Origin of the sequence: Sulfurivermis fontis (genome assembly GCF_004001245.1) — a bacterium.
GTDB classification, from domain to species: Bacteria; Pseudomonadota; Gammaproteobacteria; order Thiohalomonadales; family Thiohalomonadaceae; genus Sulfurivermis; species Sulfurivermis fontis.
The window spans coordinates 1,864,166-1,879,008 of sequence record NZ_AP018724.1 but is presented as its reverse complement, the minus strand read 5'-3'; the positions used below and the strand labels follow the sequence as shown (position 1 = coordinate 1,879,008).

General features: G+C 62.5%; 11 protein-coding genes. 9 read left to right on the top strand and 2 right to left on the bottom strand.

All coding sequences use genetic code 11. The features are described from left to right. Nucleotides 1-153: 153 nt before the first annotated feature. Nucleotides 154-1,521 carry a KamA family radical SAM protein gene (locus EP379_RS09555; RefSeq protein ID WP_127477586.1) on the top strand — a complete coding sequence of 456 codons (1,368 nt, stop codon included), beginning with the start codon at nt 154-156 and terminating at the stop codon, nt 1,519-1,521. A 111-nt stretch (nt 1,522-1,632) separates the two neighbouring features. Beyond that, nucleotides 1,633-4,404, top strand: a complete 2,772-nt coding sequence (ppdK, locus tag EP379_RS09550) for a pyruvate, phosphate dikinase (RefSeq protein ID WP_127477585.1) — start codon at nt 1,633-1,635, stop codon at nt 4,402-4,404. A gap of 78 nt (nt 4,405-4,482) precedes the next feature. Here the strand turns inward: ppdK and EP379_RS09545 are convergent, their stop codons facing one another. Beyond that, the gene (locus tag EP379_RS09545) at nt 4,483-6,114 is read right to left on the bottom strand and encodes an alpha-D-glucose phosphate-specific phosphoglucomutase (RefSeq protein ID WP_127477584.1); all 1,632 of its coding nucleotides are present in this window, start codon (nt 6,112-6,114) and stop codon (nt 4,483-4,485) included. A 131-nt stretch (nt 6,115-6,245) separates the two neighbouring features. Between EP379_RS09545 and htpG the strand changes: the two genes are divergently transcribed. Continuing rightward, nucleotides 6,246-8,144 carry a molecular chaperone HtpG gene (gene htpG / locus EP379_RS09540; protein ID WP_127477583.1) on the top strand — a complete coding sequence of 633 codons (1,899 nt, stop codon included), beginning with the start codon at nt 6,246-6,248 and terminating at the stop codon, nt 8,142-8,144. 80 nt (nt 8,145-8,224) lie between these two features. Continuing rightward, nucleotides 8,225-8,734, top strand: a complete 510-nt coding sequence (locus tag EP379_RS09535) for a response regulator (protein ID WP_127477582.1) — start codon at nt 8,225-8,227, stop codon at nt 8,732-8,734. A gap of 274 nt (nt 8,735-9,008) precedes the next feature. On the opposite strand, the gene EP379_RS09530 is transcribed toward EP379_RS09535, so the two are convergent. Then, nucleotides 9,009-10,664: a HAMP domain-containing methyl-accepting chemotaxis protein gene (locus EP379_RS09530; protein WP_127477581.1), complete on the bottom strand. Its 1,656-nt coding sequence runs from the start codon at nt 10,662-10,664 to the stop codon at nt 9,009-9,011. Between the two features lie 313 nt (nt 10,665-10,977). Here EP379_RS09530 and EP379_RS09525 point away from each other — a divergent pair, with 313 nt between their 5' ends. From EP379_RS09525 to EP379_RS09505, 5 genes are all read left to right on the top strand, one after another. After that, a complete protein-coding gene (locus tag EP379_RS09525; RefSeq protein WP_127477580.1) occupies nt 10,978-11,193 on the top strand; it encodes a hypothetical protein in 216 nt (71 codons plus the stop codon). Beyond that, nucleotides 11,186-11,581 carry an RNA-binding S4 domain-containing protein gene (locus EP379_RS09520; protein WP_127477579.1) on the top strand — a complete coding sequence of 132 codons (396 nt, stop codon included), beginning with the start codon at nt 11,186-11,188 and terminating at the stop codon, nt 11,579-11,581. The genes EP379_RS09525 and EP379_RS09520 overlap by 8 nt, the downstream gene beginning before the upstream one ends. A 319-nt stretch (nt 11,582-11,900) precedes the next feature. Then, on the top strand, nt 11,901-12,926 hold the full coding sequence (locus tag EP379_RS09515) for an IS110 family RNA-guided transposase (protein ID WP_127476133.1): 1,026 nt from the start codon (nt 11,901-11,903) through the stop codon (nt 12,924-12,926). A 284-nt stretch (nt 12,927-13,210) separates the two neighbouring features. Beyond that, nucleotides 13,211-13,582: a thioredoxin gene (gene trxA / locus EP379_RS09510; RefSeq protein ID WP_127477578.1), complete on the top strand. Its 372-nt coding sequence runs from the start codon at nt 13,211-13,213 to the stop codon at nt 13,580-13,582. Nucleotides 13,583-13,735: 153 nt separating this feature from the next. Continuing rightward, nucleotides 13,736-14,782, top strand: coding sequence for an AAA family ATPase (locus EP379_RS09505; RefSeq protein WP_127477577.1), 1,047 nt, complete (start codon nt 13,736-13,738; stop codon nt 14,780-14,782). The last annotated feature ends 61 nt before the right edge of the window (nt 14,783-14,843 follow it).

Here is a 14,843-nt window from a genome sequence, read left to right as displayed (position 1 = left end):
TCATACGCGTACCGGTCGCCAAGTCCGGTGCATTCGGACATCGCAAGCAGGAAACGCCGTATCGGGCGGCCCGGTTGCCGGGATGATGTTTCCTTCCTGTTTGCCTATGCGAACTCTATCGGCAGTTGTTGTCGGCAGATACGAGGTAAGCAGATGAGCCAAGTCAGAAATCTCGGGGCGCGCACGGCTCGGCCCCTGACCGGGGTAGAACAGTTTCAGGTCTACACCGAGCGCCAGCTGGAGCAGATCCCGCAGGTGGCACGCCTGCCGGCGGAGCTGCGCCGCAGCATGCATGCGGTGGCCCAGGTGCTACCGTTCCGCGTCAACCGTTATGTGGTCGACGAACTGATCGATTGGGACGACATCCCCAACGACCCCATCTTCCAGCTCACCTTCCCGCAACAGGGCATGCTGGCGCCGGAGGACTTTGCGCACATTGCCGGGTTGCTCGATGCCGGGGGCGACCCGGTGCAGATCCGTGCTGCGGCGCAGGCGATCCGCCACAAGCTCAATCCCCATCCCGCCGGGCAGCGTCTGCTCAACGTGCCGCGCCTGGACGACAAGCGGCTGGAGGGGATGCAGCACAAGTACCGCGAGACGGTGCTGTTCTTCCCCAGCCAGGGACAGACCTGCCACAGCTACTGCACCTTCTGCTTCCGTTGGGCACAGTTCATCGGCGACAAGGAACTGCGTATCGCCTCCCACGAGGCCACGCTGCTGCACCGTTACCTCCGGCAGCACACTGAGGTCACCGATCTGCTGGTGACCGGCGGCGACCCGATGGTGATGAAGACCAAACATCTGGCCAGCTATCTGGAGCCGCTGCTGCAGCCGGAATTCGATCATGTGCAGACCCTGCGCCTCGGCACCAAGGCGCTGTCGTTCTGGCCGCAGCGTTTCGTGCTCGACGAGGATGCCGACGATCTGCTGCGCCTGCTGGAGTGGCTGGTGCGCAAGGGCAAGCAGGTGGCGGTCATGGCGCACTACAACCACTGGCGCGAACTGGATACGCCCATCGCCCGCGAGGCGGTGCGCCGCCTGCGCGAGACCGGCGCGGTGATCCGCAGCCAGTCGCCGCTGATCGCCCACATCAACGATGATGCCGATGTGTGGGCCACGCTGTGGCAGACCCAGGTGCGCCTCGGCATCGTGCCCTATTACATGTTCGTCGAGCGCGATACCGGCGCACGGCGTTATTTCGAGGTTCCCCTGGTACGCGCCTGGGAGATCTACCGGGACGCTATCCAGCAGGTCTCCGGCGTGGCGCGCACGGCGCGAGGGCCATCCATGAGTGCCGGCCCCGGCAAGGTGGAGGTACAGGGTGTTGCCGAGGTGGGGGGCGAAAAGGTGTTCGTGCTGCGTTTCATTCAGGGGCGCAATCCCGACTGGGTGCAGCGGCCGTTCTTTGCCCAGTTCGACGCCGCGGCGACCTGGCTCGATGACCTGCGTCCGGCCTTGGGCGAGAAGGAATTTTTCTTCCAGGCCGAATACGATGCCATGCAGGCGCGCGCCGCGCACTGAGTTCCCTCTGGCCTCTCTGATCCCCATTGCCGCCCACTGGCAATGGGGCTACCTTATTTCCAGCGCCTGACCACCAGGACGGTCGATAACAACTACCAAACGAGGTCGATTATGGGATCGCAGAAATACGTGTACGCCTTCAGCGAGGGCGACGGCAAGAACAAGCATCTGCTCGGTGGCAAGGGAGCCAATCTGTGCGAGATGACCCAGATCGGTCTCAACGTGCCACCCGGCTTCGTGATCAGCACCGAGGCCTGCCTCACCTACCTGGCCGATCCCAAGCGCGAACTGCCCGCCGGCCTGATGGAACAGGTGCGCGACCAGATTGCGGCGCTGGAAAAGGCCACCGGCAAGACCTTCGGCGGTGCCGACAATCCATTGCTGGTATCGGTGCGCTCCGGTTCGGCCATGTCCATGCCCGGCATGATGGATACCATCCTCAACCTCGGCCTGAATGCGCAGACCCTCTCCGGTCTCATCAAGCAGAGCAACAACGAACGTTTCGGCTACGACTCCTACCGCCGTTTCATCCAACTGTTCGGCAAGGTGGCGCTGGGCGTGGCCGACGAGCACTTCGACGAACACTTCGAGGCGGTGAAGCAACGCGCCGGTGTGGCGGTGGATGTCGGTCTCAAGGCCGCCGACCTCAAGGAGATCAGCGAACGTTTCCTGCAAGTGGTGCAGCAGCAGACCGGCAAGCCGTTCCCTACCGATCCGATGGAGCAATTGGAGCTGGCCATCAAGGCGGTGTTCAACTCCTGGATGGGCAAGCGCGCGGTGGATTACCGCCGCGAGTTCCACATCACGCCGCAGATGGCCAATGGCACCGCGGTGAACGTGGTGACCATGGTGTTCGGCAATCTGGGCGACGATTCCGCCACCGGCGTCGGCTTCACCCGCAACCCGGGTACCGGCGAGAATGTCCTGTTCGGCGAATACCTGGTCAATGCCCAGGGTGAGGACGTGGTGGCCGGTATCCGCACGCCTAAGCCGATCCTCGAGCTGGAAAAGGAAATGCCGGAGATGTTCCGTCAGTTGGTGGAGCTGCGCAACAAGCTGGAGGCGCACTATCACGAAGTCCAGGACTTCGAGTTCACCATCGAAAAGGGGGTGCTGTACTGCCTGCAGACGCGCAACGGCAAGATGAACGCGCAGGCCATGGTGCGCACCTCGGTGGAGATGGTCAAGGAAGGCCTCATCGATCGTAATCAGGCCCTGCTGCGCATTCAGCCGACCCTGCTGGAGCAGTTGCTGTTCCCGCGCCTCGATCCGAGCTACAAGCGCGAGGCCATTACCGTGGGCATCGGCGCCTCGCCCGGCGCCTCCAGCGGCCATGTGGTGTTCGACGCCGATACTGCCGAGCGGCGTGGCAAGCTGGGCGAAAAGGTGATTCTGGTGCGTGAGGAGACCAAACCGGAAGACATTCACGGTTTCTTCGCCGCCCAGGGTGTGCTCACCTCGCGCGGCGGCAAGACCTCGCACGCGGCGGTGGTGGCGCGCGGCATGGGCAAGCCCTGCGTGGTGGGTGCCGAGGGCATCAAGGTGGACAGCCGGGCGCGCACCGCGGTGGTGGGCGAGCACGTGTTGCACGAAGGCGATGTGCTCACCATCGACGGTGGCAGCGGCGCGGTGTATCTGGGCAAGGTGCCGACCGTGGAACCGGAGTTCAGCGAGGAGCTGGCGACGCTGCTGGGCTGGGCCGACGAGGTGGCGAAGCTGCAGGTGATGGCCAACGCCGACACCCCCAACGATGCGCGCCGCGCGCTGAAGTTCGGCGCCATGGGTATCGGCCTGTGCCGCACCGAGCGCATGTTCAATGCCCAGGAGCGCCTGCCCATCGTGGTGGAGATGATCCTGGCCGAGGATACCGAGGCGCGGCAGAAGGCGCTGGACAAACTGCTGCCCATGCAGCGCGGCGACTTCAAGGAGATGCTCAGCGTGATGGCGCCGCTGCCGATGACCGTGCGCCTGCTCGATCCGCCGATTCACGAGTTCCTGCCCACCGAGCAGCGCCTGCTCGACGAACTGACCCATCTGCGTCAGTTGCGCAGTTCGGTGCAAGGTGTCGAGTCACTGGTGTCTACCCTGCGCGTGCTGCATCCGGAAAAATCCGTCGGCATGGAGGGTAGTTTAGGCGTGCTGGGCGACAGCTCGCTGGTGGAGGAGGCCATTGCCCGCACCGAAACCATGCTGGCCAAGGTGCGTGTGCTGCAGGAGGTCAACCCGATGCTGGGCCACCGCGGCGTGCGTCTCGGCATCACCTATCCCGAGATCTACAAGATGCAGCTGCGCGCCCTGTGCGAGGCGGCGGCGGAATGCATCAAGGAAGGCATCGATGTGCACCCGGAGGTGATGGTGCCCAACGTCTGCACCAAGCGCGAACTGGAGATCGTCAAGGGCTATCTGGACGAGATCAAGCCACAGGTGGAGAAGCAGTACGGCGTCAGCGTGCCGCTCAAGTTCGGCACCATGATGGAAGTGGTGCGCGCCTGTCTGCGCGCCGGCCACATGGCCGAGGCGGCGGAGTTCTTCTCCTTCGGCACCAATGATTTGACCCAGGCCACCTTCTCCTTCTCGCGCGAGGACGCCGAAAACAAGTTCCTGCCCATGTATGCGGAGAAGAAAATCCTCGATCACAATCCCTTCGAGGTGCTGGATGTGAAGGGTGTCGGCCGCCTGATCTGGATTGCCGTGGACTGGGGCCGCAAGGGTCGGCCCGACCTCAAGGTGGGCATCTGCGGCGAGCAGGGCGGCCACCCGGAGACCATCCGCTTCTGCCACCACGTCGGTCTCGACTATATTTCCTGCTCCTCGCCGCGCGTCCCGGTGGCGCGCCTGGCGGCGGCGCATGCGAAGCTGAAAGAGGCGGACTACCAGTGGTAGTGGTGTCGTAGACATCAGAAATGAAAAAGGCGGGGTTACCCGCCTTTTTCATTTGTATCGCCCGCCGGCGTCGTGGGATCAGGTGATCACCGTCGGCCGGTCGCGGCCGGTACGCTCGCCCAGTTCGGAGAGCTGCGCCGCTGCCTTGATCAGGTCGGCGAGGGCGATTTGAGGATCCTGATCATGTTTGCCCGGGTCCGGCTCGTAGCTCTCGATGTAGATGCGCAGGGTGGCACCCACGGTGCCGGTGCCGGAGAGGCGGAAGATGATGCGCGCGCCGTCATCGAACACGATGCGCAGGCCTTGATTCTTGGACACGCTGCCGTCGATGGGATCGGTGTAGCTGAAGTCGTCGGCCAGCTTCACCGTGCGGCCGGCGATGGTCTTGCCGGGCAGGGTGGGCAGCTGGTCGATGACGTGCTGCATCAGGCCCTTGGCGTCCACCGCATCGACTTCTTCGTAGTCGTGGCGGGTGTAGTAGTTGCGGCCGAACCTGGCCCAGTGTTCGCGCAGCAGCTGTTCCACCGGCTCCCGGCGTACGGCGAGAACATTCAGCCAGCACAGTACCGCCCACAGACCGTCCTTCTCGCGCACGTGGTCGGAGCCGGTGCCGAAACTTTCCTCACCGCAGAAGGTGATGCGGCCGGCATCCAAGAGATTGCCGAAGAATTTCCAGCCGGTGGGCGTTTCGAAGCATTCGATGCCCAGTTTTTCCGCCACCTTGTCGGCGGCGCAGGAGGTGGGCATGGAGCGGGCGATGCCGGCCAGTCCCTTTTTGTAAGCTTTCACCAGGGTGGCGTTGGCGGCCAGCACGGCCAGCGAGTCGGACGGCGTGACGAAGAATTTGCGCCCCAGGATCATGTTGCGGTCACCGTCACCGTCGGAGGCGGCACCGAAGTCGGGGGCATTCGCGCCGAACATCTCGGCCACCAGCTGTTCGGCGTAGGTGAGGTTGGGGTCGGGGTGGCCGCCGCCGAAATCGGGCAGGGCCTCGCCGTTGATCACCGTGCCGGCGGGCGCGCCGAGGCGGCCCTCGATGATCTCGCGCGCATAGGGGCCGGTGACGGCATTCATGGCGTCGTAGCGCATGCGGAAGCCGGATTGGAACAGGGCGCGGATGGCGTCGAAGTCGAACAGCGACTCCATCAGTTCGGCATAGTCGGCCACCGGGTCGATGACCTCCACCGCCATGGTGCCGATGGCATAGTGGCCGATGACATCCAGCGGGATATCCTTCGTATCCTGGGTGCGGTAGCGGTCGAGGGTCTGGGTGCGGGCGTAGATGGCCTCGGTGAGTTTTTCCGGTGCCGGACCGCCGTTGCCGATGTTGTACTTGATGCCGAAGTCCCCCTCCGGGCCGCCGGGATTGTGGCTGGCGGAGAGTACCAGGCCGCCGCTGGCCTTGTGTTTGCGGATCACCGCCGAGGCGGCCGGGGTGGAGAGCAGGCCGCCGCGCCCCACCAGGCAGCGCTGCACGCCGTTGGCCGCCGCCATGCGCAGGATCACCTCGATGGCCTCCTTGTTGTAGTAGCGGCCGTCGCCGCCCAGTACCAGGGTGCCGCCCACCAGTTCGGGCACGCAGTCGAATACCGCCTGGACGAAGTTTTCCAGGTAGCCCTGTTGCTGGAATACGGTGACGCGCTTGCGCAGGCCGGAGGTGCCGGGACGCTGGCCCTCGAAGGGGAAGGTGGGGATGGTGCGGACGGTCATGACGGCTCCCTGTTTGGATTTTGCTCATTCAACCATACGGTGGCGGTCGGTGTCAGGCTTGAAACCTCACCATAATATCCCCACTTTCCGTTGCTGTATCGTTAACCCTCTAATTTGTCGGGAGTTGGACCATGACCGTAGAAGCCCATAAGGAAACTCTTGGCTTTCAGGCCGAGGTGAAACAGCTGTTGCAGCTGATGATCCATTCCTTATATTCCAACAAGGAAATTTTCCTGCGCGAGCTGATCTCCAATGCCTCCGATGCCTGCGACAAATTGCGCTTCGAGGCCCTGTCCGATGATGCCCTGTGGGAAGGCGACAACGAACTGAAGATTCGTGTCAGTTTCGACAAGGCGGCACGCACCGTGACTATCCGCGACAACGGCATCGGCATGTCGCGCCAGGAAGTGATCGACAATATAGGCACCATCGCCAAGTCCGGCACGCGGCAGTTCTTCGAATCGCTCACCGGCGACCAGGCCAAGGACGCTCACCTCATCGGCCAATTCGGTGTCGGTTTCTACTCCGCCTTTATCGTTGCCGACAAGGTAACCCTGACCACCCGTCGTGCCGGTCTCGGCGTCGAGCACGGTGTGCGCTGGGAATCGGATGGGGCCGGTGATTACACCCTGGAGACGGTGGAAAAGGCCGGACGCGGCACCGAGGTGGTGCTGCACCTGCGCGAAGGCGAGGACGAGTTCCTCGACGGCTGGCGCCTGCGCTCCATCATCCGCAAGTATTCCGACCACATCACCCTGCCCATCGTGATGGCGAAGGAGCGTTACGGTAAGGAGGAGAAGGAGCAAACGCCGGAGGAGGAAACCGTCAACCAGGCCTCGGCGCTGTGGGCACGCTCCAAGAATGACATCAGCGAGGACGAGTACAAGGAGTTCTACAAGCACGTCGCCCACGACTTCGAGGATCCGCTGCTGTGGAGCCACAACCGGGTCGAGGGCAAGCTGGAATACACCTCGCTGCTATACATCCCGCAGCGCGCCCCCTTCGATCTGTGGGACCGCGAGCGCCGCCACGGTATCAAGCTGTACGTGCGTCGCGTGTTCATCATGGAGGACGCCGAGAAGCTGATGCCCGCCTATCTGCGCTTCGTGCGCGGTGTCATCGACTCCAACGACCTGCCGCTCAACGTCTCGCGCGAGATCCTGCAGCACAGCAAGGTCATCGACGCCATGCGCGGCGGATCGGTGAAGAAGGTGCTGGGCATGTTGGAAGACCTGGCCAAAAACGACGCGGAGAAATACCAGAGTTTCTGGAACGAATTCGGTCGTGTGCTGAAGGAGGGGCCGGGCGAGGATTATGCCAACCGTGAGCAGATCGGCAAGCTGCTGCGTTTTGCCTCTACCCATACCGACAGCAGCGACCAGACCGTGGCACTGGCGGATTACATCCAGCGCATGAAGGAAGGCCAGGAGGCGATCTACTACATCACTGCCGACTCCTTTGCCGCAGCCAAGAACAGCCCGCATTTGGAGATTTTCCGCAAGAAGGGCATCGAGGTGCTGCTGTTGTCCGATCGCGTCGACGAGTGGCTGGTGTCCGCGCTCACCGAGTTCGACGGCAAACCGCTCAAGTCCGTCACCAAGGGTGCGCTGGACCTCGGCAAGCTGGAGGACGAGGAAGAGAAGAAGGCGCAGGAGAAGGTGGCCGACGATTTCAAGGATCTGGTGGCCAAGGTGAAGGAAACCCTGGGTGACAAGGTGAAGGAGGTGCGCATCACCCACCGCCTCACCGTCTCGCCCGCCTGCCTGGTGACCGGCGAGCACGACATGAGCGCCCATCTGGAACGCATCCTCAAGCAGGCCGGGCAGAAGATTGGCGGCAGCAAACCGATTCTGGAGCTCAATCCCGAACACCCGCTGGTACTGCGCCTCAAGGGCGAAAGCGAGGGCACGCGCTTCAGTGACTGGGTCAGCCTCCTGTTCGATCAGGCCCTGCTGGCCGAAGGCGGCCAGCTCGATGACCCGGCGGCTTTTGTACAGCGGCTCAATCAGCTGCTGCTGGAACTGCGCTAGGCTGTACTCCGGCCCTGCCTTGCGGGGGCAGGGCCGGGTCGGGTAGGGTAGTGCGCAGATATCTGGCAGGGAGTTGAGTCATGGCGCGCATCATGCTGGTGGACGATGAACCGCACAACCTCAGTGCGATGATGCGCGTGCTGCGCATGCAGGGCGAGCACGAGATCGAGCGTTTCGAGACCCCCGCAGCGGCGCTGGCCCGTGCCCGGGAGACGCTGTTCGACATCGTGATCGCCGACTACCGCATGCCGGAGATGGACGGCGCGCGCTTTCTGCAGGCCTTCCGCCAGTTGCAGCCTCAGGCCTACCGCATCATCGTCAGTGGCTACGCCGACGGCGAACTGTTCCGTTCGGCCATCAACCAGGCACAGTTGCACCGCTTCATAGAAAAGCCGGTGGATAACATGGTGCTGTTGCAGGCCGTTGAGGAAGGGCTCGCCCAAGGGGCCTTGCAGCGCGAGGTGGCTGAGTTGCGCATAGAGCTGGAGCAGTTGCGGCATCTGCTGGATGCCCGTACCTCGCTGTTGCAGCAGGTGGCGCAGCAGTATCCCGATGTCTTGCCGAAAGACTGGGAGGAAAGGGGAAATTAAGGAAGGTCTGAATAAGTCCATCCTGGACTTCTCAGGTCGCTCCCGCCCCTCCCTGGGCTGCGCGACATAAGTCCATCCGTGGACAAAACCACGCCAAGCGGAAAGTGTGATTTTCGCTTGGCTTCATTTTTCAACTGGACTTATCGTCGTTGAAAAATGGCGGCACATCCCTGTGCCGCGGAAGCTCTGAACTTATTCAGAGCTTCCTTAATTCTGCCTGTCACAAAAAAACGCCGCCTGATCAGGCGGCGTTTTATTTTTCGGTAAAGAAGTGTCAGATACGGAACTGACCGACCAGGCCTTGCAGTTGTTCGGCCAGGCGCGCCAGTTCCTCGCTGGCAGCAGCGGTCTGTTGTGCCCCCTGGCTGGTCTGTTCGGCCACCTGGCTGATGTTGACGATATTGCGGTTGATTTCCTCGGCCACGGAGCTCTGTTCCTCGGCGGCGGAGGCGATCTGTGCATTGAGGTCGTTGATGGTGCCGACGGCGCGGGTGATGGAGTCCAGCGAGGCGCCGGCTTGGGCCACCTGCTCCACACCGGCCTGCGCCTGGGCACGGCTGGCCTCCATGACCTTCACTGCATTGGCGGCGCCGGTCTGCAGTTTTTCGATCATGCCCTGTATCTCGGCGGTGGACTGCTGGGTGCGCGAGGCCAGGGTGCGCACCTCGTCGGCCACCACGGCGAAGCCGCGGCCCTGTTCGCCGGCGCGGGCGGCCTCGATGGCGGCGTTCAGTGCCAGCAGGTTGGTTTGTTCGGCGATGCCGCGAATCACGTCCAGCACGGTGCCGATCTGTTCGCTGTCCTGTTCCAGCTGATGGATCACGCCGGCGGCCTTTTCCACTTCGCTGGCCAGGGAGTCGATGACATCGATGGTGCGCGTGACCACCTGTTTGCCGGCCAACGCTTCGTCGTCGGCCTTGTGGGCGGCCTCGGCGGCGCTGGCAGCGCTGTGCGCCACCTCCTGTACCGTCGCCGTCATTTCGTTCATGGCAGTGGCGACCTGCTCGGTCTCCGACTGCTGCTGGCGGATGCCGCTGCTGGTCTGCTCGGTGATGGCGGAGGTCTCTTCCGCTGCCGCCGCCAATTGGCCGGTGGCGCCGGAGAGTTGCTGCACCATGCTGTGGAAGCGTTCACCCATGCGGTTGAAGGCGGTGGCGACGCGGCCCAGTTCATCCTGGGCCTTATAATTGGCACGGGTGGTCAGGTCGCCTTCGGCCATCTGGCCGCTGGCACGCTCCAGCTCCGCCACGGCACGGCCGATGCCGCCGATGGTGGCCCAGGCCAGCAGGGTGCTGAGGCCGATGGCGACCACGATCAGGGTGAGGGAGGCGTTGCGGATCAGAGTATATTCCGCCTCCGCCTTATCGTATTCGGCCTTGGCGACGTCGAGTTGCAGTTGCAGCAGTTTTTCAGCAGCGCCGGTGGCGGTGTAGAAGGTGGGGTTGACGCGCTTGAGCAGTGTTTCGTTGGCGTCGTGGTAACGGCCGGCCTTGAGCAGGGTGATGACGGGTTTCAGGCCCTCGTTGACGAACACGCCGCGCTTGATGGCGAAGTCTTCGGCCAGCTTCTTCTCCTCCTCGGTCATGTAGCTGGCCATGAAGGCCTGCCACAGGGAGGAAATCTTCTCGATGTTGTCCTCGGCGACCTTCAGATGCATGTCGATGGGGTGATCATGCATTTTGGAGAACTCGCTGGCCGGGTCGTGCTGCAGGGACAGCAGCAGCTGGGTGCGGTTGTCCTGCATCATTTCCAGAATGCGGCTGATTTGGCCGGTGGGCACCAGACGGTCGTTATAAACCGTGTTCAATGATCCATTGGCGTGGCGCATGCCGGTCAGACCCATCAGGCCGATGGCGATCATCAGCACGGTGGCGAGGGTGACCAAGGTGACCAGGCGGGTCTTGATGGTGAAGTTCTGCAGCAGGTTCATATATCACCTTGTTCTTTATATGGGTATGTAGGTGTATTGCCTACGCAAGGATATCGGCAGGTTCTGTTGCGTACTTTAGCATTTATCTAAGGAAGCTCTGAATAAGTTCAGAGCTTCCGCGGCACAGGGATGTGCCGCCATTTTTCAACGACGATAAGTCGTTGAAAAATGAAGCCAAGCGAAAATCACACTTTTCGCTTGGCGTGGTCTGAGAAGTCCAGGATGGACTTATTCAGACCTTCCCTAATGTGGGCAGCCATCGGCAAGGGTTTCCGATAGACTGGCCCCATTTTCCAAACAGGAACGGTCACTGATGAGTAAGGCATTGCGTGCGTGGGGAACCTGCATCGACTGTGGCTATGAGGGGATGCTGGAGTACTACCGGGTGGAGGGGGAGTCCTACGAGGACGAGGAGGCGCTGGGGCTGATGATGCTGCTGCATTGCCCGGCCTGCGGCAGCCGGGAGCACACCTTGATTACCATGGAGTACTACCACGAGATCAGCGAGAACGGCACTTCCGATGAGTGAGGCGGGAGTCGCACTGCGGTTGGACAAGTGGCTATGGGCGGCGCGCTTCTACAAGACCCGTGCCCTGGCGGTGGAGGCTATCAACGGCGGCCATGTTTATCTCAATGGTGTGCGGCCGAAACCGTCGCGCGGCGTGCAATGCGGCGACGAACTGGCAATCCGCAAGGCGGGTTTGGAGTTCGTGATCACTGTGACAGGTTTGTCGGAGCGGCGCGGTCCGGCAACGGCGGCGCAACAGCTTTACCGGGAAAGCGAGGAGAGCCGCCAGCGGCGCGAAGCGCTGGCGGAGGAACGGCGTCTCGCCGCTGCCGCCGGGGTGCTGCCGGCGCGCCGGCCGGACAAGCGTGGCCGGCGCCGGATCATCCGTTTTACCGGCCGAGGTGTTTAACCGGGCAACATTAAGGTAGGCTAATGTTTCACCATTACCCGTCTGTCGTACGTCACGGCATGCCGCCGGTCCGCTTCAGACCTTTCTTCCCGCAATCAGCGAACGGAGAATTGAATGGACGCCTCCCACCCCGTGAGCGCTGAACACGAGTTATCCGGCGCGCTGGCCGTCTTCGGTATGGAGGGACCTGCGGCGCCCGGCGCCGTGGATAGCTTTGCGGTGTGGGTGGGATGAAGGTGGACCCTCACGGGCCGACGGCATCGAAGTGCCCAAGGTGGAAGATACTGAAGGTCTTCACAGGCAAACCGGAGGGTCCGAAATGAATGGTAGCAAAACGGTCGTTGGCGTGGATATCGCCAAGCGGGTATTTCAGTTGCACTGGATCGACATGGAGACCGGAGAGATCGTGAGCCTGCAGCTCAAGCGCGAGAAGTTCCTCGAACACTTCGCTAACCGGCAACCATGCCTCATTGGGATGGAAGCCTGCGGCGGTGCGCAGCACTGGGCGAGGAAACTCACGGCGCTGGGCCACCAGGTCAAGCTCCTGCCAGGCAAGGCGGTGAAGCCGTTCGTCACCGGCAACAAGAACGACCGGCAGGACGCGCGGGCGATCTGGACAGCGGTGCAGCAGCCGCACGTCAAGGCGGTGGCGATCAAGACGGAAGAACAGCAGGCCATCCTGGCGCTGCACCGCATGAGGAGCCAGTTGGTCAAGTTCCGCACCGCGCAGATTAACGGCCTGCGGGGGTTGCTCGCCGAATACGGTGAAGTGATGCCGCAGGGCAAAGCGGGGGTCAGGAAGGGAATTGCTGCGGCTTTGGCCAGACTGGAAGACCGGCTGCCGGCAATGGTGATCGATACGTTGCGCGAGCAATGGGCGCGCATCGAGAAGCTGGATGGGGAAATCGCCGCCATCGAGCAGCGCATCCAGCTGTGGCTCAAGCAAGACGAAGCTTGCAAGCGAATCGCTGAAATTCCTGGTGTCGGGCCGCTGACCGCCACGGCGGCGGTCGCCATCATGGGCGACGCCAAAGCCTTCAAGTCGGGGCGAGAGTTCGCCGCCTTCGCCGGCCTGGTGCCGCGACAGGTGGGCACTGGTGGGCGCATCAAACTGCTCGGCATCAGCAAGCGCGGTGACACCTACCTGCGCACCTTGCTGATTCACGGTGCGCGATCCGTGCTGACCCACGCCAAAGACCCCGGCCCGTGGGTCACGAAATTACGCCAGCGCCGGCCGCTGAATGTCGCGGTCGTGGCCCTGGCCAACAAGATGGCGCGAACGATCTGGGCGATGCTCGCCCATGAACGGACGTACCAAAAGGGATTCGTCAGTCAGCCGGCATAGGTGCCTGACGAGTGTATCAACCACTTTGAAGAAAGGAGTGGCCGCCGTAAAGGTTGCGCAAGGTCGATAAAGTGTGATGGCAAACAGGTCAGACCGTGACCCGCCAAACCTGTATGGCGGTAAGGACTTCGAGTCCTTCAGGAGAATGAGGCGCGGGTCAGCGGATTCCATCAGGGCCAGCAGGTCTATTCCTGCACAACAGGCCGGATATAGAACTGCAGCCTATCTGTCCCAACACACCAAAATCGCCCTTGGCAAACGGGAGGCGTCCATATAGTACCGCCATGGCCACCGTGCACATGACCAAAGATAATTTCGAACAGATCATCAACAACAACGATTTCGTCATCATCGATTTCTGGGCGCCGTGGTGCGGCCCCTGCCAGGGCTTCGGTCCGGTGTTCGAGGCGGAGTCGGAACATCATCCCGACATCGTGTTCGCCAAGGTGAATACCGAAGAGGAGCAGGAGCTGGGTGGCCTGTTCCAGATCCGTTCCATCCCCACGCTGATGATTTTCCGCGAGCAGGTGATCATCTATTCCGAGGCGGGTGCCCTGCAGCCGTCCCAACTGAAGAACTTGCTGCAGCGTGCCAAGGAACTGGACATGGCCGAGGTGCACAAGCAGGTGGCGGAGCAGCAGCAACAGCGGGGCTGAATCCTGCCGGTTTCCGGACGCGGGTTTCGGTGGTGTTGTAGCGCCACTTGAAACTTGCGACTTGGAACTTGCCGCACCGACCTCCACTCCCTGTTTTGTGTATCCGACAAATAAAGTAAACTATTGTCCTTTGCCACATAACGGGGAGTATCGATGCGTCCGGCACACATCACCGAGGTTCTGGAACGGGAATTTGCGAGCACGCACGACGGCCATCACACGCCGGTGATGCTGTGGGGGCCGCCCGGTGTCGGCAAGTCGCAGATGGTGGCCCAGGTGGCGGCGCGCCATCGGGTGCCGGTGATCGATATCCGTCTGTCGCAGATGGAGCCGAGCGACCTGCGCGGCATCCCGTTCCGTAGCGAAGGCCAGGTGGAATGGGCGGTGCCGGCCATGCTGCCCGATGCCAGGCGGCACGGCCCGGCCGGTATCCTGTTTCTCGATGAAATCACCTCGGCACCGCCGTCCGTTTCCGCCGCCGCCTACCAGCTGATCCTCGATCGCCGCCTCGGCGAATACCGTGTGCCCGAGGGGTGGGCCATCTTCGCCGCCGGCAACCGCCAGGGTGATCGCGGTGTCACCTATGCCATGCCGGCACCGCTGGCCAACCGTTTCGCCCACTTCGAGGTGGAGACTCATCTCGACGACTGGGTGCTGTGGGCCTACCGCAACGGTATCGACGAACGCATCATCGCCTTTCTGCGCTTCCGTCCCGAATTGCTGTTCGATTTCGACCCGGCGCACAATCCCATTGCCTTCCCCTCACCACGTTCCTGGGAGTTTGCCCACCGTGCGCTGAAAAAATTCGGCGAGGCACATCAGCTATTGGTGGAGACCCTGCAAGCCTGTGTCGGTCCAGCGGCTGGCATCGAAGCGGCCGCCTTCGTGCGCAACCTGGACAAGCTCCCCGATCTGGATGCCATCCTGCGCCGCGAGATGGTGCCGGTGCCACGCGAGATCGACCTGCAATACGCCGTAGCCTCCGCGCTGGTGGCCCGCGCCCTGCGCGCCAAGGCCGAGCGGAAGGGGGCCGAGGTGTACGGGCCGATCCTGGAATTCGCCGGCCGCTTCAGCCAGCGCGAGATGGGCGTGATGCTGGTGTCCGACATGCACCGCGCCATCGGCCAGGAAATCTTCAGCGTGCCCGAGTTTGCGCCCTGGGCGCAGGCCGTGGCCGACGTGATGCTCTATGAGATGTAAAGCATGTTAAACGCAAAGACGCAAAGAGCGCAGAGTACACAAAGGGATGTGTTCTTTGCTT